At 75.0% G+C, this 18,000-nt stretch carries 20 protein-coding genes; 15 read left to right on the top strand and 5 right to left on the bottom strand.

Features of this window, described 5'->3' with window-relative positions:
- Positions 1-3 precede the first annotated feature (3 nt).
- The 12 genes from ACU616_RS25275 (at position 4) to ACU616_RS25220 (ending at position 12,270) form a co-directional block, all read left to right on the top strand.
- Complete coding sequence (locus ACU616_RS25275; protein ID WP_446761142.1) at positions 4-540, top strand: hypothetical protein; 537 nt, start codon at positions 4-6, stop codon at positions 538-540.
- 65 nt (positions 541-605) lie between these two features.
- Positions 606-1,529 (top strand): pyridoxal 5'-phosphate synthase lyase subunit PdxS, encoded by a 924-nt coding sequence (gene pdxS / locus ACU616_RS25270; protein WP_446761141.1) that lies wholly within the window; start codon positions 606-608, stop codon positions 1,527-1,529.
- A complete protein-coding gene (gene pdxT / locus ACU616_RS25265; protein WP_446761140.1) occupies positions 1,526-2,200 on the top strand; it encodes a pyridoxal 5'-phosphate synthase glutaminase subunit PdxT in 675 nt (224 codons plus the stop codon). The genes pdxS and pdxT overlap by 4 nt, the downstream gene beginning before the upstream one ends.
- The gene (locus ACU616_RS25260; RefSeq protein WP_446761139.1) at positions 2,197-2,949 is read left to right on the top strand and encodes a YebC/PmpR family DNA-binding transcriptional regulator; all 753 of its coding nucleotides are present in this window, start codon (positions 2,197-2,199) and stop codon (positions 2,947-2,949) included. Before pdxT ends, ACU616_RS25260 begins: the two co-directional genes overlap by 4 nt.
- Positions 2,950-3,107: 158 nt before the next feature.
- Positions 3,108-3,689 (top strand): crossover junction endodeoxyribonuclease RuvC, encoded by a 582-nt coding sequence (gene ruvC, locus ACU616_RS25255; protein ID WP_446761138.1) that lies wholly within the window; start codon positions 3,108-3,110, stop codon positions 3,687-3,689.
- Positions 3,686-4,330 (top strand): Holliday junction branch migration protein RuvA, encoded by a 645-nt coding sequence (ruvA, locus tag ACU616_RS25250; protein ID WP_446761137.1) that lies wholly within the window; start codon positions 3,686-3,688, stop codon positions 4,328-4,330. Before ruvC ends, ruvA begins: the two co-directional genes overlap by 4 nt.
- On the top strand, positions 4,327-5,451 hold the full coding sequence (gene ruvB, locus ACU616_RS25245) for a Holliday junction branch migration DNA helicase RuvB (protein WP_446761136.1): 1,125 nt from the start codon (positions 4,327-4,329) through the stop codon (positions 5,449-5,451). The genes ruvA and ruvB overlap by 4 nt, the downstream gene beginning before the upstream one ends.
- A gap of 174 nt (positions 5,452-5,625) precedes the next feature.
- Positions 5,626-5,991: a preprotein translocase subunit YajC gene (gene yajC / locus ACU616_RS25240; protein ID WP_446761135.1), complete on the top strand. Its 366-nt coding sequence runs from the start codon at positions 5,626-5,628 to the stop codon at positions 5,989-5,991.
- A gap of 11 nt (positions 5,992-6,002) precedes the next feature.
- On the top strand, positions 6,003-7,736 hold the full coding sequence (gene secD / locus ACU616_RS25235; protein WP_446761134.1) for a protein translocase subunit SecD: 1,734 nt from the start codon (positions 6,003-6,005) through the stop codon (positions 7,734-7,736).
- Positions 7,733-9,166, top strand: a complete 1,434-nt coding sequence (gene secF, locus ACU616_RS25230) for a protein translocase subunit SecF (RefSeq protein ID WP_446761133.1) — start codon at positions 7,733-7,735, stop codon at positions 9,164-9,166. Before secD ends, secF begins: the two co-directional genes overlap by 4 nt.
- Positions 9,163-9,759, top strand: a complete 597-nt coding sequence (locus ACU616_RS25225) for an adenine phosphoribosyltransferase (RefSeq protein ID WP_446761132.1) — start codon at positions 9,163-9,165, stop codon at positions 9,757-9,759. Before secF ends, ACU616_RS25225 begins: the two co-directional genes overlap by 4 nt.
- Before the next feature lie 78 nt (positions 9,760-9,837).
- Positions 9,838-12,270 (top strand): RelA/SpoT family protein, encoded by a 2,433-nt coding sequence (locus tag ACU616_RS25220; RefSeq protein ID WP_446761131.1) that lies wholly within the window; start codon positions 9,838-9,840, stop codon positions 12,268-12,270.
- A gap of 107 nt (positions 12,271-12,377) precedes the next feature.
- Here ACU616_RS25220 and ACU616_RS25215 read toward each other — a convergent pair whose 3' ends face one another.
- The 5 genes from ACU616_RS25215 to ACU616_RS25195 are packed head-to-tail and all read right to left on the bottom strand — an operon-like array spanning position 12,378 to position 14,889.
- Positions 12,378-12,710, bottom strand: a complete 333-nt coding sequence (locus ACU616_RS25215; RefSeq protein ID WP_446761130.1) for a hypothetical protein — start codon at positions 12,708-12,710, stop codon at positions 12,378-12,380.
- Positions 12,711-12,756: 46 nt separating this feature from the next.
- Entirely contained in the window at positions 12,757-13,404 is a 648-nt protein-coding gene (locus tag ACU616_RS25210) for a class I SAM-dependent methyltransferase (RefSeq protein ID WP_446761129.1), read from the bottom strand.
- Positions 13,401-13,841, bottom strand: coding sequence for a peptidylprolyl isomerase (locus tag ACU616_RS25205; RefSeq protein WP_446761128.1), 441 nt, complete (start codon positions 13,839-13,841; stop codon positions 13,401-13,403). Before ACU616_RS25205 ends, ACU616_RS25210 begins: the two co-directional genes overlap by 4 nt.
- Positions 13,842-13,870: 29 nt before the next feature.
- Entirely contained in the window at positions 13,871-14,056 is a 186-nt protein-coding gene (locus tag ACU616_RS25200) for a hypothetical protein (RefSeq protein ID WP_446761127.1), read from the bottom strand.
- Positions 14,053-14,889: a peptidylprolyl isomerase gene (locus ACU616_RS25195; protein WP_446761126.1), complete on the bottom strand. Its 837-nt coding sequence runs from the start codon at positions 14,887-14,889 to the stop codon at positions 14,053-14,055. The genes ACU616_RS25200 and ACU616_RS25195 overlap by 4 nt, the downstream gene beginning before the upstream one ends.
- 170 nt (positions 14,890-15,059) lie before the next feature.
- On the opposite strand from ACU616_RS25195, the gene ACU616_RS25190 reads away from it, so the two are divergent.
- Genes ACU616_RS25190 through ACU616_RS25180 form a run of 3 tightly spaced genes read left to right on the top strand, consistent with a single transcriptional unit; the run spans position 15,060 to position 18,000 of the window.
- The gene (locus tag ACU616_RS25190) at positions 15,060-15,743 is read left to right on the top strand and encodes an MBL fold metallo-hydrolase (protein WP_446761125.1); all 684 of its coding nucleotides are present in this window, start codon (positions 15,060-15,062) and stop codon (positions 15,741-15,743) included.
- A complete protein-coding gene (gene hisS, locus ACU616_RS25185) occupies positions 15,740-17,020 on the top strand; it encodes a histidine--tRNA ligase (RefSeq protein ID WP_446761124.1) in 1,281 nt (426 codons plus the stop codon). Before ACU616_RS25190 ends, hisS begins: the two co-directional genes overlap by 4 nt.
- A gap of 35 nt (positions 17,021-17,055) precedes the next feature.
- Positions 17,056-18,000 carry an aldo/keto reductase gene (locus ACU616_RS25180; RefSeq protein WP_446761123.1) on the top strand — a complete coding sequence of 315 codons (945 nt, stop codon included), beginning with the start codon at positions 17,056-17,058 and terminating at the stop codon, positions 17,998-18,000.

Below are 18,000 nucleotides of genomic sequence, written 5' to 3'. Positions count from 1 at the left end.
GCCGTGACGCCCGAGGCCTGGTTGCTCCTCCTCGCGGGCGTCGTCGTCCTCCTGCTGGCCTGGACGGCGTGGACGCTGACCCGCCTGCGCCGCCTGGAGGGGCGCGTGGCGCGGGCCTGGACGGTCCTCGACACCCGGCTGCGGCAGCGCGCCGCCCTCGCCGCCGACCTGGCCGCCGAGCACTCCGCCGTCCTGGGGGAGGACCGCACCGCCCGGCTGAAGACGGCGGCCTACGAGGCCCGCGAGCTGCCGGCCGGTGACCGCGAGCTCGCCGAGAACACCCTCGGCCGGGAGCTGCGCGCCCTCCCGGCCGACCTCACCGGCCTCCCGCCGGCGCTGCTGGGCGGGCTCGCCGAGGCCGAGGACCGCATCGCCCTGGCGCGCCGCTTCTACAACGACGCCGTCCGCGACACGCACCTGCTGCGCGAGCGCCGGCTGCCCCGGCTGCTGCGGCTGCACGGCGACCGGCCGCTGCCGCGGTTCTTCGACGTCGAGGACGGACTGGACGCCGTGACCAGCGGCACGTCGGCGGCCCGCTGACCCGACCTACGATGGTCGCGGTCGTGGGCCGTCCGGCCCGGGTCCCCCCTCTCCTGGAGCAGCCCGTGTCCTCGCACGCCGACGTCCCGACCGACCCGACCGCCGCGCCGGCGACCGGCACCGACCGCGTCAAGCGCGGCCTGGCCGAGCAGCTCAAGGGCGGCGTGATCATGGACGTCGTCACTCCGGAGCAGGCGCGGATCGCCGAGGACGCGGGCGCGGTCGCGGTCATGGCGCTGGAGCGGGTGCCCGCCGACATCCGCGCGCAGGGCGGCATCGCCCGCATGAGCGACCCCGACATGGTCCAGGGGATCATCGACGCGGTTTCGATCCCGGTGATGGCCAAGGCCCGCATCGGCCACTTCGTCGAGGCGCAGGTGCTGCAGAGCCTGGGCGTGGACTACGTCGACGAGTCCGAGGTCCTCACCCCGGCCGACGAGGCCCACCACATCGCCAAGCGCGACTTCACCGTGCCCTTCGTCTGCGGCGCCACCGACCTGGGCGAGGCGCTGCGCCGGATCGACGAGGGCGCGGCCATGATCCGGTCCAAGGGCGAGGCCGGCACCGGCAACGTCGTCGAGGCCACCCGGCACATGCGGGCCCTGCGCGCCGGCATCCGGCGGCTGGCCACCCTCGACGAGACCGAGCTGTACGTCGCGGCCAAGGAGCTGCGCGCCCCGCACGACCTGGTGGTCGAGGTGGCCCGCGCCGGGAAGCTGCCCGTCGTGCTGTTCACCGCCGGCGGCATCGCCACCCCGGCCGACGCGGCGATGATGATGCAGCTCGGGGCCGAGGGCGTGTTCGTGGGCTCGGGCATCTTCAAGTCCGGCGACCCGGCGCAGCGCGCGGCGGCGATCGTGCAGGCCACCACCTTCTTCGACGACCCGGCCGTGATCACCAAGGTGTCCCGCGGCCTGGGCGAGCCGATGGTCGGGATCAACGTGGCGACGCTGCCCGAGACCGAGCGCTTCGCCACCCGCGGCTGGTGAGCGGGCCGCGCATCGGCGTCCTGTCGCTGCAGGGCGACGTCCGCGAGCACCTCGCCGTCCTCACCGGCCTGGGCGCCGAGGCGGTGCTGGTCCGGCGTCCCGAGGAGCTGGCCGCCGTCGACGGGCTGGTCCTGCCGGGCGGGGAGTCGACGACGATGACCAAGCTCGCCGTCCGCACCGGCCTGCTCGAGCCGCTGCGCGACGCCGTCCGCGGCGGGCTGCCGGCCTACGGCACCTGCGCGGGTCTGGTGCTGCTGGCCGACCGGCTGCTCGACGCCCCGCCGGACCAGCCCACCCTGGGCGGCCTCGACGTCACCGTGCGGCGCAACGCCTTCGGCCGGCAGGCCGACTCCTTCGAGTCGCGGATCGCGCTCGACGGCGTGCCCGGCGGACCGCTGTCGGCGGTCTTCATCCGCGCGCCGTGGGTCGAGGAGACGGGGCCCGGGGTGCAGGTCCTCGGGCGGGTCGTGGGCGGAGCGGCCGACGGTAGGATCGTCGCGGTGCGCCAGGGCGACGTCGTGGCCACCAGCTTCCACCCCGAGCTGACCGGGGACACCCGGGTCCACGGGCTCTTCGTGGAGATCGTGCGGCGCGCGGCCGCGGTCGGCGGGGCGGTGGCTGTCCCCAGTGGCGCCGGCGCCGGTGCCCCCCACCCCGGAGGAGATCAGTGAGCGGCCATTCCAAGTGGGCGACGACCAAGCACAAGAAGGCCGGGATCGACGCCAAGCGCGGCAAGCTGTTCGCCAAGCTGATCAAGAACATCGAGGTCGCGGCCCGCACCGGCGGCGGTGACCCGGCCGGCAACCCGACGCTCTACGACGCCATCCAGAAGGCGAAGAAGAGCTCGGTGCCCAACGACAACATCGACCGCGCGGTCAAGCGCGGCTCCGGCGCCGAGGCCGGCGGCGTCGACTACCAGGGCATCACCTACGAGGGCTACGCCGCCGGCGGCGTCGCGGTCCTCGTCGAGTGCCTCACCGACAACAAGAACCGCTCGGCCATGGAGGTCCGCACTGCCATGACCCGCAACGGCGGGTCCATGGCCGACCCGGGGTCGGTGTCCTACCTCTTCTCCCGCAAGGGCGTCGTCGTGGTGCCCGCGACCGACGGCGTGGACGAGGACACCGTGCTCATGGCCGTCCTCGACGCCGGTGCCGAGGAGGTGCGCGACCTCGGCGACACCCTCGAGGTGGTCTGCGAGCCGGGCGACCTCGTCGCCGTCCGCTCCGCGCTGCAGGACGCTGGCATCGACTACGACTCCGCCGAGATCGGCTTCGTGCCGAGCGTCACCGTCGAGCTCGACGAGGAGGGCGCCGGCAAGGTGTTCCGCCTCATCGACGCCCTCGAGGACTGCGACGACGTGCAGAACGTCTACGCCAACTACGACGTCCCCGACGAGGTCCTCGCCAACGTCGGCTGATGGAAGGACCCCCTCGCCCCCACGCCTCGCTCCGCTCGGCGCGGGCCCCTGCGAGGGGGCCGTTCCAGCACCGCACCGGGCGGGCGTGTCGCACCCGATCGTCGGCCGCGACGGTTAGCCTCGGTCGAACACCAGTTCGGCCGGGGGGAGACGCGTCCGTGGGAGGCAGCGCCATGCGGGTGCTCGGCATCGACCCGGGGCTGACCCGGTGCGGGTGGGGCGTGGTCGACGGCCGCCCCGGCGCCCGCCCGGCCGTCGTCGGGGTGGGGGTCATCCGCAGCTCCGCCGAGCTCGACCTGGAGCTGCGGCTGCTGGAGCTGCACACCCAGGTGACGGCGCTGCTGCGCGAGCACCGGCCCGACGTCGTGGCCATCGAGCGCGTCTTCACGCAGAACAACAAGGGCACCGCCACCGGCACCGCGCAGGCGGCCGGGGTCGCGGCGCTGGCCGCGGCGCAGACCGACCGGCCGGTCGCCTGGCACACGCCCAGTGAGGTCAAGGCGGCCATCTCCGGCAACGGCCGCGCGGACAAGGAGCAGGTCACCCTCATGGTCACCCGGGTGCTGGGCCTGTCGGCCGCCCCCAGGCCGGCCGACGCCGCCGACGCCCTGGCGCTGGCGGTCTGCCACGTCTGGCGCGGCCCGGCCCAGGAGCGGCTGCGGGTCGCCGCGATCGCCGGCGGGATCGGCGCGCCGGTCCGCTCGACGACGCTGCCGCGCTGGACGGGGGTGAGCCGGTGATCGCGTCGGTGAGCGGCCGGGTGGCCGCGGTCTCGCCGGACGGCGCGGTGGTCGAGGTCGGCGGGATCGGCCTGTCGGTGCAGTGCACGCCCGGCACCATCGCCCGGCTGGCCGTGGGCCAGGACGCGCGGCTGGCCACGAGCCTCGTCGTCCGCGAGGACTCCCTGACCCTCTACGGCTTCGCCGACGACGACGAGCGCCAGCTGTTCGAGCTGCTGCAGACGGCCAACGGCGTCGGCCCGCGGCTGGCCCAGGCGGTGCTGGCCATCCACCCGCCGCGGGAGGTCCGCCGCGCGGTGTCGATGGCCGACGTCAAGGCGCTGATGCAGGTGCCCGGCATCGGCAAGAAGGGCGCCGAGCGGCTGATCCTGGAGCTGCGCGACCGGCTGGGGACCACGACGGCGGACACCCAGCTCGACGGCCCGGCCGCGCTGCCCGCCGGGGCCGGCCCGCTCACCCCGGTGACGCCGTGGCGTGACCAGCTCGCCGCGGCGCTGATCGGGCTGGGCTGGAGCAGCCGGGAGGCCGACACCGCGATCACGGCGCTGACGCCGGTGGCCGACGAGCAGCTCACCGCCACCGGGCGGGTCGACGTCGCGCTGCTGCTGCGTCAGGCCCTGCAGCTGCTGGGCAGGTCATGAGCACGCCGTTCGACCGGGCGCTGACCGGGGAGGTGGACGACGGCCCGGGCCGGGAGTTCGGCGTCTCGCCGCAGGCCGGTGACGAGGAGCGGGTGGTCGAGTCGGCGCTGCGGCCGCACTCGCTGCACGACTTCATCGGCCAGCCCAAGGTGGCCCGCCAGCTCGCGCTGGTGCTCGAGGGCGCCAAACGCCGCGGCCGCCCGCCGGACCACGTGCTGCTGTCGGGTCCGCCCGGACTGGGCAAGACCAGCCTCGCGCTGATCATCGGCTCGGAGCTGGGCACCGCGGTGAAGATCACCAGCGGCCCGGCGATCGAGCGCTCCGGTGACCTGGCCGCGATGCTGTCCAACCTCGGCCCCGGTGACGTGCTGTTCATCGACGAGATCCACCGCATCGCCCGGCCGGCCGAGGAGCTGCTGTACATGGCGATGGAGGACTTCCGGGTCGACGTCGTCGTCGGCAAGGGGCCCGGGGCCACCGCCATCCCGCTGGAGATCAACCCCTTCACCCTGGTCGGCGCGACCACCCGGGCGGGCCTGCTTACCGGGCCGCTGCGCGACCGGTTCGGCTTCGTCGGGCAGATGGAGTTCTACGAGCCGGCCGAGCTGCAGCAGGTGCTCGCGCGCAGCGCCGAGCTGCTCGGCGTCGAGCTCACCGACGACGGGTCGGCGGAGATCGCCAGCCGCTCCCGCGGCACGCCGCGCATCGCCAACCGGCTGCTGCGCCGGGTGCGCGACTACGCCGAGGTGGAGGCCGACGGCCGGGTCACCCGCGCCGTCGCCCGCGCCGCGCTGGCGCTCTACGACGTCGACGACCTCGGCCTGGACCGGCTCGACCGGGAGGTGCTCGAGGCACTGGTCGCCCGCTTCTCCGGGGGGCCGGTGGGCGTGAGCACCCTCGCCGTCGCGGTGGGGGAGGAGCCGCACACCGTCGAGGAGGTGTGCGAGCCGTTCCTCGTGCGGGCCGGCCTGCTGGCGCGCACCCCGCGGGGGCGGGTGGCCACCGAGGCCGCGTGGCGGCACCTCGGCCGGCCGGTGCCGCGCGGCGGGATCCCCCTCGGCGGTGTCACAGCAGTCCCGCGCGACCCGGGTTCGTCGTCGGAACCGTTGTTCGACGCCTAGACTCGTCCGCGCTGGCGCGCAACTCGACCCCCCGCCGGGTCGACCCGGTCCCGGCCGCGCGACCGTGTGTCGGCGGCCGGTCTCCGTGCGTGCCATGACCGACGTACCCGAGCGGTCCCGACCCGGACCGCACCCACCGCGTGCACATGAGCGCGGTAGAGAGGCACTCCCGTCGTGGAACTGTTCCCCCTGCTCCTGCTGGTGTTGGCGTTCGTGGCGCTGATCGTGCTGCCGGCGCGGGCCCGCAAGCGCCAGCAGAACCAGACGCAGTCGGCCCTCGCCGTCGGCGCGCCGGTGACGATGGCCGGCGGCGTCTACGCCACGGTCGCCGGTCTCGACGACCCGGCCACCGTCCAGGTCGAGATCGCCCCGGGCGTCGTGGTGACCTACGCGCGCCAGGCCGTCGTCCAGGTGCGGCAGCCGGCGGTGACCGGCCCGGCCGTGGACCCGGTGGTGGACCCCGTCGTCGACCCCGTGGCCGACGACCTGCCGGCCCGGGACGAGCGCCCCGGTGACGGCCCCTCCGGCAAGACCCTCTGACCGGAGGACCCGTGGCCAACCGCGCCCTGCCGGCGCGCCGCTACTTCGGCGCGCTGGTGCTGATCATCGCCGTCATGTACGGCCTGGTCTTCTTCACCGGCACCGACCGGACGCCGCAGCTGGGGCTGGACCTGCGCGGCGGCACCACCGTCACCCTCACCGCCCGCACCCCCGACGGCCAGGCGCCGGCCCCCGAGGACCTCGAGCTGGCCCGCCAGATCATCGAGCAGCGGGTCAACGGCCTCGGCGTGGCCGAGGCCGAGGTGGTCACCGAGGGCGACTCGAACATCGTCATCTCGGTGCCCGGTGACAACGGCGAGCAGGCGCGGGAGCTGGGTCAGACCGCCCAGCTGCGGTTCCGGCCGGTCATCGGCGGTCCCGAGCCGGCCGCGCCGGCGGAGGCCGGCGACAGCGCCGCCCCGAGCGAGAGCGCCGGCGCGAGCGGCAGCGCGGCGCCCACGGACGCGGCGACGCCGTCGGATCCCGCCGCGGCCACCGACTCCGCCGCGCCCACCGACTCCGCCGCGGCCACCGACTCCGCCGCGGCCACCGACTCCGCCGCGCCCACCGACGGCGCGGGCGCGACGCCCTCCGACGGCGCCGTGGCCGACCCGGCCATCCCCGACCCCGACGCCCCGCCGGTGACCCAGGAGCAGGCCGCCGCCGCGTACGCGACGCTGACCTGCTCGCCGGAGGAGGCCGCCGGCGCGGTCGACCGCTCCGAGGACTACGTGGCCGCGTGCAGCGAGGACGGCAGCGTCAAGTACCTGCTCGGCCCGGCGATCCTCGAGGGCACCGACATCACCGACGCCAGCGCCGGCACGCAGCAGACCACCGGTGAGTGGGTCGTGCTGCTGGACTTCAACTCCACCGGCCGGGCCACCTGGGCGGAGTACACGGCCGCCAACATCGGCAACAACGTCGCCTTCACCCTCGACGGCCGGGTGGTCTCCGCGCCCAGCATCACCACCGCCATCAACGGCCAGACGACGATCACCGGCTCGTTCACCCAGCAGAGCGCCGAGGAGCTGGCCAACCAGCTGCGCTACGGCGCGCTGCCGCTGACGTTCACCCAGGCCACCGCGCAGTCGATCTCCACCGAGCTCGGCGCCGAGCAGCTGCGGGCGGGCCTCATCGCCGGCGCCATCGGCGTCGCCCTGGTCTTCGTCTACGCCTTGGTCTACTACCGGCTGCTCGGCCTGGTGATGATCGCCAGCCTGTTCCTCTCGGCGGTGGTCGTCTACGCCAGCCTGGTGCTGCTGGGCCGCCAGATCGGGTTCACGCTCAGCCTCGCCGGGATCGCCGGGTTCATCGTGTCGATCGGCATCACGGCCGACTCGTTCGTCGTCTACTTCGAGCGGCTCAAGGACGAGGTCCGGGAGGGCCGCACGCTGCGGTCGGCGGTGCCGCGCGCCTGGGTGCGCGCCCGCCGCACGATCCTGTCGGCCGACGCGGTCAGCTTCCTGGCCGCGGCGATCCTCTACTGGCTGGCCATCGGTGACGTGAAGGGCTTCGCGTTCACCCTCGGCCTGTCCACGGTGCTCGACCTGATCGTCGTCTTCCTCTTCACCCACCCGCTGATGGCCGTGCTGGCCCGCTACCGGGCCTTCGGGCAGAGCCGCTTCTCCGGCCTGGGCCGGGTCGACCGGTCCCGCCGTGCCGGCGGGCCGGTCCCCGCCGCCGGGCGCGAGCTCGTCGGCGCCGGCAGCGGCGCCCGCGCGTCCCAGGACAGGAGCCAGGCATGAGCCGCGAGCAGGACCGCGGGCAGGACCATGGGCGCGCCGACGGCGTGCCCCCGGGCACCGAGGCCGACGAGGCCCGCGCCGCCACCGCCGCGGCCACCGAGGACGCCGCCGCGGCCGCCGACGACGAGGCGCTGGTCGACGCGGGCCTGCCCGCCGACGGCGAGCCCGGCGCGGTCCGCCGTCCGCGCCGCCGGGCGTCGCTGGCCCACCGGCTCTACAACGGCGAGGCGGGTCTGGACGTCGTCGGCCGCAGTCGGCTGATCTACAAGGTCACCGCGGTCGTCGTGCTGGTCTGCATCGCCTCGATGGTGTTCCGCGGGTTCAACTTCGGCATCGACTTCGAGGGCGGCAACAGCTTCCGGCTGCCCGCGACCAGCGCCCAGCTCGAGCAGGTGCGCGCCGCGGCCTCCGACGCCGGGGCCGACGTCGCCTCGGCGCAGGTGGTCGGCGGCGACACCGTGCTGCTGCGCACCGGCGCCCTGGACAACGACGGCGAGCGGGCCGTCGTCCAGGCCGTCGCCGACGCCGCCGGGATCGACCCCGACGAGGTGAGCCCCGACGCGGTCAGCGCCCAGTGGGGGCAGGACATCACCGACCAGGCGCTGCTCGCGCTGGCGGTGTTCCTCGTCGCCGTCGTCGCGTTCCTCGCCATCCGGTTCCAGCCGAAGATGGCCATCGGGGCGATCCTCGCGCTGCTGCACGACCTGCTCGTCACCGCCGGTGTGTACTCGCTGGTCGGGTTCGAGGTCACGCCCTCGACGGTCATCGGCCTGCTGACCATCCTCGGGTTCTCGCTCTACGACACCGTCGTCGTCTTCGACAAGGTCGACGAGAACACCCGCGGCCTGTCCTCCGGCGCGCGCATGACCTGGGGCGAGGCGGCCAACCTCGCGGTCAACCAGACGCTGATGCGCTCGATCAACACCTCGGTGATCGCGCTGCTGCCGGTCGCCGGGCTGCTGTTCGTCGGCGCCGGCCTGCTCGGCGTCGGCACGCTCAAGGACCTCGCCCTCGTGCTGTTCGTCGGCCTGGCCGCCGGCGCCTACTCCTCCATCTTCCTGGCCACGCCGATCGTGGCCGACCTCAAGGAGCGCGAGCCCGAGCAGGTCGCGCTGCGCCGCCGCGTGCTGGCCCGCCGCTCGGCGGCCGCCCGGCAGGGCACCCGCGCCGTCGCCGGGCCGGTCGCCAGCGCCCGCCGCAACCGCGGCGCCGCCCGCGGCGGGGTCGCCCTGGCCGAGCGGGACCCCGCCGACCGGGACCCGGGCGCGCTGGGCCCGGCGCAGGCCGACCTCGTCGTCGAGTCGCCGTCCTCCGTGGGCCCCGAGCCGGCCCGCGGCCCCCGCGCGCACGGTGCCAGCGCGGCACCGCGGCCCGGGCAGCGCCCGCAGCGGCCCGGCGGCCGCTCCGGCAGCACCAAGAAGCGCCGGTGAGCGTCCCCGAGGCGCTGCAGCCGCTCGACGAGCTCATCGCGAGCCACGCGGTCGACGTCCCCGACTTCCCGGTCCCGGGCGTGCTGTTCCGCGACCTGACGCCGGTCTTCGCCGACGGGCCGGCGTTCCGCCGCATGGTCGAGGGCCTGGCCGCGCCGCAGCTGGCCGACCCCCGGGTGGCCGCGGTGGCGCACACCGACGACGGCGGCCCGTCCGATCCCGGCTTCGACGTCGTGGTCGGCGTCGAGGCCCGCGGCTTCCTGCTGGCCGCGGCCGTGGCGCTGCACACCGGCGTCGGCGTCGTCCCGGTGCGCAAGGCCGGCAAGCTGCCGCGGGAGCGGGTGAGCGCCGAGTACGCGCTCGAGTACGGCACGGCCACCGTTGAGATGCACACCGACTCCCTGCGGCCGGGGCAGCGGGTGCTGCTGGTCGACGACGTCCTCGCCACCGGTGGCACGCTCGGCGCCGCGCTCGCCCTGGTCGAGGAGCTGGGCGCGGTCGTCACGGCGGTGTCGGTGGTCATCGAGCTGGCCGAGCTCGGCGGGCGCCAGCGGATCGCACCGCACGCCGTGCACGCCCTCTGGACCACCTGAGGGGGACGTCCGGCCCCGCAGGCCCGGTCCCGGCTAGCATGGTGGGGGTCGTTCCTCCTCAACAGCGCAGGAGTAGCCGTGCCCCCGGATGCGCCGGTCACCAACGTGGCTGGCGCGCGGCCCGAGGAGCCGGCCGGCTCGCAGCCCGACCAGCGCGCGCCGCTCCCGAGCCGGCCGCTGGTCCGCCGTCCCGACGACGTCGACAGCGAGCCGCCCACCGAGGGTGAGGGCGGGTCGCCGCGCCCGCGCCGCGTCCGGGACCGGCTGGCCCGCCGGATCGTCGCCGGGCAGCGCGGCAGCCTGGTCCGCCCGGTGCTGGAGCCGCTGGCCTCCCTGCACCGGCAGAGCCACCCCAAGGCCGACCTGGCGCTGCTGCAGCGGGCCTACGACGTGGCCGAGGCCGCGCACGCCACCCAGAAGCGCAAGAGCGGCGACCCCTACATCACCCACCCGCTGGCCGTGGCCACCGTCCTGGCCGGGCTGGGGATGGACACCACGACGCTGGTCGCCGCGCTGCTGCACGACACCGTCGAGGACACCGGCAAGACCCTGGAGGCCATCAGCGCCGACTTCGGCCCCGAGGTCGCCCACCTCGTCGACGGCGTCACCAAGATCGACAAGGTGAAGCTGGGTGACGCCGCCCAGGCCGAGACGATCCGCAAGATGATCGTGGCCATGGCCCGCGACCCGCGGGTGCTGGTCATCAAGCTCGCCGACCGGCTGCACAACATGCGCACGCTGCGCTTCCTCCCGCCGGAGAAGCAGGAGAAGAAGGCGCGCGAGACGCTGGAGATCCTCGCCCCGCTGGCCCACCGCCTGGGCATGAACACCATCAAGTGGGAGCTCGAGGACCTCGCCTTCGCCACGCTCTACCCCAAGCGCTACGACGAGATCGTGCGGCTGGTCGCCGAGCGGGCGCCCTCGCGCGACACCTACCTCGCCGAGGTCACCGCCGCGGTCACCGAGCAGCTCAAGGCCGCCGGCATCGAGGCGGTCGTCACCGGCCGGCCCAAGCACTACTACTCGATCTACCAGAAGATGATCGTCCGCGGCCGGGACTTCACCGACATCTGGGACCTCGTCGGCATCCGCATCCTGGTCGACACCGTCCGCGACTGCTACGCGGCGCTGGGCATCATGCACGCCCACTGGCAGCCGGTGCCGGGGCGGTTCAAGGACTTCGTCGCGATGCCCAAGTTCAACATGTACCAGTCGCTGCACACGACGGTGATCGGCCCGCAGGGCAAGCCGGTCGAGCTGCAGATCCGCACGCACGACATGCACCGCACCGCCGAGTTCGGCATCGCCGCGCACTGGAAGTACAAGGAGAAGGCGCGGGCGGGCGGGCGGCCCGGCCCCGGCGAGCTCGGCGCGGCGAAGGTCGGCACGCCCGACGACATGCTGTGGCTGCGCCAGCTGCTGGACTGGCAGCGCGAGGCGCAGGAGCCCGGCGAGTTCCTCGAGACGCTGCGCTACGACCTCGGCCCGCAGGAGGTCTTCGTCTTCACGCCCAAGGGCGACGTGATCAGCCTGCCCGGCGAGTCGACGCCGGTCGACTTCGCCTACGCGGTGCACACCGAGGTCGGGCACCGCTGCATCGGCGCGCGGGTCAACGGCGCCCTGGTGAGCCTGGACAGCAAGCTCAGCAACGGCGACGTCGTGGAGATCTTCACCTCCCGCTCGCCGACGGCCGGCCCGTCGAAGGACTGGCTCGGCTTCGTGGGGTCCTCGCGGGCACGCACCAAGATCCGGCAGTGGTTCACCAAGGAGCGCCGCGACGACGCGGTGGAGGCCGGCAAGGAGGCCCTGACCCGGGCCATGCGCAAGTCCGGCCTGCCGCTGCAGCGGCTGCTCGGCGGCGAGGCCCTGGTGACCCTGGCCAAGGACCTGCGCTACGCCGACGTCACCGCGCTCTACGCCGCGGTGGGGGAGAACCAGATCTCGGCCTCCTCGATCGTCGAGAAGCTGATCACCGCGCTGGGTGGCGCCGAGGGCGCGGCCGAGGACATCGCCGAGACGACCATCCCCATGCGCCGGACGGTGCACCGGCGCACGGCCAGCGGCGACCCGGGCATCGTCGTCCACGGGATGGGCGACGTCTGGGCCAAGCTCGCCAAGTGCTGCACCCCGGTGCCCGGCGACGAGATCCTCGGCTTCGTCACCCGCGGCGGAGGGGTGAGCGTGCACCGCACCGACTGCACCAACGCCGGCGACCTGCAGCGCAAGCCCGAGCGGCTGGTCGAGGTCGAGTGGGCCAGCCAGCCCGGGTCGGTGTTCCTCGTCGCGATCCAGGTCGAGGCGCTCGACCGGCACCGGCTGCTCTCCGACGTCACCCGGGCGCTGGCCGACGAGCGGGTCAACATCCTCTCGGCGTCGGTGCAGACCAGCCGCGACCGGGTGGCGGTCAGCCGGTTCACCTTCGAGCTGGCCGACCCGGCCCACCTCGGCGCGGTGCTGCAGACGGTCCGCAACGTCGAGGGCGTCTTCGACGTCGAGCGCGTCACCGCCTGAGCCGCGTCGCGATGATCAGGTGACCTGATCGTGCGGCGTCCTCCCTCACCGTGGGACGTGAGGGAGGACGCTCTGGGATCAGGTTCCCTGATCGTGGCGCGGCCCGGTCAGCGGACGTCCCGGCGGGCGCCAGGCGGCAGGACCAGCTCGACGCGGGCCGGCAGGTCGGGCCGGCCCAGCGCCTGCCGGGCGTGCGCGACGGCGCCGTGGACGACGCGGTGGTGCAGCTCGCCGGCGTCGACCCGGCCGTCGAGGGTGACGGTGAGCGTGAGCAGCGGCGCCGTCCTGGCGCCGGAGAGCCCCGCGCGGGCGCGGGTGACGCCGCGGTGGCCCTCGACCTCGTCCGCCACCGCACCGGTGACCGCGGTGGCGTCGAGGTCGGTGTACCCCCGCTCGGCGTCGCGGGACAGCGGCAGCCCGCCCACCCGGTCCGAGCGCACCTGGGCCAGCAGCCACCACAGGCACAGCAGCGCCAGCCCTGAGCCCTCAGCGCGCCGTGGCCACCACCGCCCAGAGGGGGTCGCCGGCCCCGGGCGTCGTGCGCAGCGCGACGTCGGGCTCGCCGAAGCGGCCGGTGCGCCGGACCAGCTCGGCGACGATCGCGCCGTGCTGGACGTCGTCGGTGAGCAGCCAGCCGCGCACGGCCTTGGTCGGGAAGCAGCGGTTGGAGAAGGTGACCGCCAGGGTCCCGCCCGGCCGCAGCACGCGTCCGACCTCGGCGAGGACCTCGATCGGCCGGGTGAGGTAGTCGATCGACACGCAGCAGACGGCGGCGTCGACGTCGTCGTCGGGCAGCGGCACCCGGGGGTCGGCGTTGAGGTCGTGCACCACCCGCTCGGTGGCCGCGGGGTTGGCCGCGAGTTCCTCGGCGTTCATGCCGAGGACCACCAGCTCGGCCGGCGGCGTCCGGAAGTGCGAGACCCACGACGACATGAGGTCCAGCACCCGGCGCGGCGCGGGCGCCGATCCGTCGATGCCCAGCTCGGCGTAGAGGTCGCCGACCGCGGCGATCGCGGCGTCGTCGATGTGGGTGACCAGGCGCTGGGGTGCGTAGAAGAGCCCGTCGGGGGTCTCGTCGGCGCGGGCGAAGAAGCCGGAGGGGAAGCCGGCGTACGGATCGGGTCGGGCGGTCACCGCCACGAGTCTGCCCCGGCCCCGCGGGCCCCACCGGGTACGGCGGGGCCCGGTGGGGCGGCGTCTCCGCCGGCCGGCGTCACCGCCGTGACCGTCACCGGGACGGTCGGTGCGCCGCCGCCGGGGCTCGGGTCGAGCGAGCCGTCGTTGCCGTTGGCCGCGGCGGCGTCGAGGACGGCCAGCCCGGCGTCGTCCACGGTGCCGACGACGGTGTGGTCCGGCGGCAGCGCGCTGTCGCCCCGGACGAGGAAGAACTGGCTGCCGTCGAGGCCCCGCCCGCTGTCGGCCACGGCCACCGTGCCGCGCCCGCAGGTCTCCGAGCCGTCGACGTCGGTGGGGAACGCGTAGGTGGGCCCGCCCCGCTCCGGTGCCGGTGGGGTCGCCGCACTGCAGCACCCGCGGCCCCTCGGTACGGCCGGGGTGCCCTCGGCGGGCACCTCCGCCGGCGGCGGGGGACCTCGACGGCCTACGGGTTGCCCGAGCGCACGCCCACCCGGTCGCAGGTCGTCGTCGACACCCCGCCGGCCGCGCCGCCCGGGGCGCCGCCGGTACCGCCGGGGACCGACGACGCCGACCCGGTCACGCTGCCCGAGCAGGCGGTGAGCGCCGGCAGCGCGCCGGCCGGCCCGGTGCCCGCCCGCGCCGGCCTCACGGGACGACGGTCATCGAGGTGATGGTCACCGGGGTGGCGGGCGCCCCGTCGGTCGACCCGTCGGCCACCCCGGCCGCGGCGATCGTGTCGAGGACGGCCAGCCCGGGTTCGTCGATGGTGCCGAAGACCGTGTAGTTCGGGTTGCCCTGCAGGCTGTCGCCGTAGACCAGGAAGAACTGGCTGCCGTCCGTGCCCTGCCCGCTGTTCGCCATGGCGATCACGCCCCGCGGGTAGGTCTCCGTACCGGTGACCTGGGTGGGGAAGCTGTAGCCGGGACCGCCGGTGCCCTGCCCCGAGGGGTCGCCGCACTGCAGGACCTGCAGACCGGGGCTGGTGGTCAGCCGGTGGCACGGGGTGTCGTCGAAGAAGCCCTGCTCCGACAGCGACACGAAACTCGCCGTGGCGCACGCCGCAGACCCCGCTCGGTCGAGGGTGAGCCCGATCGCGCCGGCGCTCGTGGTCATCGTCTCGGTCACCGTGCCCTCGGCCGGCAGGTCACCGGACGGTGCATCCACGGCGACGCCCGAGCTGCCCTGGGCGTCGTAGGTGTAGGTGCAGGGTCCGGCCGTGGTGGTCTGCCCGGCCCGCTCGGCCCCCGGGCCCGCCGACGGTGCCGACGAGCTGCTGCTGGTGGCGGCGGCCTCGGCGCCCGGGTCGTCGTCACCTCCCAGGCCGGCGACCAGGGCCACCGCCCCGGCCACGAGCACGACGGCGACGACGGTCACCACGACGAGCAGGTTGCGGCGGCGCTTGCGGGCGAGCTCCGCGCGGCGCTCGAGCTGGCGCTGCAGACGGCGCTGCGCGGCCACCCGGCGCTGCTTGTTGGTCGGCACGGGTCGGACACTCCTCAGGGGAACGGCTGCTCGGCGGGGCGTCGGCCGCTGCGGCTCCCGCGCCGCGTCGCGCGGTGCCCCGCTGCTCGGCCGCGAGTGTAGGTGCGCTCCCTGAGCGGACCCGGTCGCCGGACCGGAGGGCCGCGAGATCACCCGCGTAACCTGCACGGGTGCTCATCCGCTCGTTCCCGGCCGGCGCCTTCGGCACCAACTGCTACGCCGTCGCCTCCGGGCCGCGCGCGGAGTGCGTCGTCGTCGACCCGGGCATGGACGCCGTCGAGCCGCTCGCCCGCCTGCTGGCCGAGGACGGGCTCAAGCCGGTCGCGGTGGTGCTCACCCACGGCCACCTCGACCACACGTTCTCCGTGCTGCCGGTCTGCGACGGCTACGACATCCCGGCCTACCTGCACCCAGCCGACTCCGGGATGCTGGCCGACCCGGTCCGCTGGCACGGGCCGCAGCTGGCGCCGCTGATCACCGGGCTGCGCCTGCCCGACCCCGCGGAGGTCCGCCGGCTCGACGACGGCGCGGTGCTGTCGCTGGCCGGGGTGGAGCTGACCGTGCGGCACGCGCCCGGGCACACCCAGGGCTCGGTGGTGTTCTCCCTCGACCTGGGGGAGGCCCCCGGGCTGCTGGCCGGCGACGTGCTGTTCGCCGGCTCGGTCGGCCGGGTAGACCTGCCCGGCGGCTCGTGGGAGTCGATGCTCACCTCGCTGCGCGACGTCGTCCTGCCGCTGGACGACGCGACGGTCGTGCTGCCCGGCCACGGCCCGTCGACCACGATCGGCCGCGAGCGGGCCACCAACCCCTACCTGGCCGAGGCCGCCTCCGCTCCGGGGGCGCGCGGCCTGTGAGCACCCACCTGAGCGCGCCGAAGGGGACCTTCGACGTCCTGCCGCCGGAGTCGGCCCGCTTCCTCGCCGTCCGCGACACGCTCACCGCACCGCTGCGGCGGGCCGGCTACGGCTACGTCGAGACGCCGGTGTTCGAGGAGACCGCCGTCTTCTCCCGCGGGGTGGGGGAGTCCACCGACGTCGTGACCAAGGAGATGTACACCTTCGCCGACCGTGGCGGCCGGTCGCTGACGCTGCGCCCGGAGCTCACCGCCGGGCTGATGCGCGCGTTCATCGAGCACCGGCTGCACACCGGCGCGCTGCCGGTGAAGCTGTGGACGGTCGGCTCGGCGTTCCGCTACGAGCGCCCGCAGGCCGGCCGCTACCGGCACTTCACCCAGGTCGACATGGAGGCCCTCGGCGTCGACGACCCGGCGCTGGACGCCGAGGTGGTGGCGCTGGGCGTGCAGGGCTTCCGCGACCTGGGGCTGACCGACTTCGAGCTGCTGCTCACCTCGCTGGGCGACGCGACCTGCCGGCCGCAGTACCGCGAGCTGCTGGTCGCCTACCTGGACAAGCTCGACCTCGACGAGGAGACCCGGCGGCGCGCGGAGATCAACCCGCTGCGGGTGCTCGACGACAAGCGCCCCGAGGTGCAGGCCCAGCTCGACGAGGCGCCGCTGATGGTCGACCACCTCTCGGACTCCACCCGGGCGCACTACGACGCCGTCCGCCAGCACCTCACCGACCTCGGCGTGAGCTGGACCGAGGCGCCCCGGCTAGTGCGCGGCCTGGACTACTACACGAAGACGACGTTCGAGTTCGTCCACTTCGGGCTCGGCGCGCAGTCGGCGATCGGCGGCGGCGGCCGCTACGACGGGCTGTCGGCGGCGCTCGGCGGACCGGACGTGAGCGGCATCGGCTACGCCGTCGGCGTCGACCGGACGCTGCTGGCGGTGCAGGCCGAGGGGCTCGACGTCGCGGCGTCGACCGGGGTGCGGGCGTTCGTCGTCCCGCTCGGCGCGGAGGCCAAGCGGCTGGCGGTCCGGCTGGTGGGGGAGCTGCGCGCGGCCGGGGTGCCCGCCGACACCGTGTACGGCGACCTCCGGCTCAAGGGCGCCATGAAGGCCGCCGACCGGTCGGGCGCCTCGCACGCGGTCGTGATCGGCGAGCGGGACCTGGCCGAGGGCGTCGGCCAGCTCAAGGACCTGCGCACGGGGGAGCAGCGCGCCGTCCCCGTGGGGGAGCTGCTCGAGGCGCTGACGACGGCGGTTTCTCAGGGAGTGGTGACTGCGTGATGGAGACCCGGCCCCTCGGACGGACCGGCGCGGACGTGTCCGTGGTCGGCCTGGGCACCTGGCAGCTGGGCGGCGACTGGGGGGACGTCGACGAGGACACCGCCGGCGAGGTCCTCGACGCCGCGCTCGACGCCGGCGTCACCCTGCTCGACACCGCCGACGTGTACGGCGACGGGCGCAGCGAGGAGCGCATCCGCAAGGCGCTGGCCGCCCGGTCCGACCGCCCGTTCGTGGCCACCAAGGCCGGCCGGCGCGCCGACCCGTTCGAGGCCGCGTCCTTCACGCCGGAGGACCTGCGGGCCTGGGTCGACCGGTCGCGGCGCAACCTCGGGGTCGACACCCTCGACCTCGTGCAGCTGCACTGCCCGCCGACCGCGGTCTACTCCGACCAGCGGGTCTACGACGCCCTCGACTCCATCGTCGAGGACGGCGCGATCGCGGCCTACGGCGTCTCGGTGGAGACCGTCGCCGAGGGCCTCACCGCGCTCGAGCACCCGGGCGTGGCGACGGTCCAGGTGATCCTCAACGTGTTCCGCCGCAAGCCGTTGGAGGAGCTGCTGCCCACCGCGGCCGCCCGTGGCGTCGGGATCCTGGCGCGGGTGCCGCTGGCCAGCGGCCTGCTGTCGGGCCGGTACGACGAGTCGACGACGTTCGCCGCCGACGACCACCGGAACTTCAACCGGCACGGCGAGGCCTTCGACGTCGGCGAGACCTTCGCGGGCGTGCCCTACGAGGTCGGCGTCGCCGCCGCGCGCGAGTTCACCGCGATCTGCGGCGACCGGACGCCGGCCCAGGTGGCGCTGCGCTGGGTGGTCCAGCAGCCCGGCGTCACCTGCGTCATCCCCGGCGCCCGCTCGGTGGAGCAGGCGCGGTCCAACGCCGCGGCCGCCGACCTCCCGCCGCTGACCGACGCCGAGCTCGCCGACCTCGAGCGCCTCTACGACGAGCGCATCCGCGCCCACGTGCACGACCGCTGGTGA

It is taken from the genome of Geodermatophilus sp. URMC 62 (genome assembly GCF_052931475.1).
The sequence above is the reverse complement of the archived record's forward strand: the minus strand, read 5'-3'. Positions and strand labels throughout refer to the sequence as shown.

Bases quoted from the DNA above. Each gene is read 5' to 3' on its own strand.
- secF (WP_446761133.1), top strand. From the start codon at position 7,733: ATGAGCCGCGAGCAGGACCGCGGGCAGGACCATGGGCGCGCCGACGGC.
- ruvB (WP_446761136.1), top strand. From the start codon at position 4,327: ATGAGCACGCCGTTCGACCGGGCGCTGACCGGGGAGGTGGACGACGGC.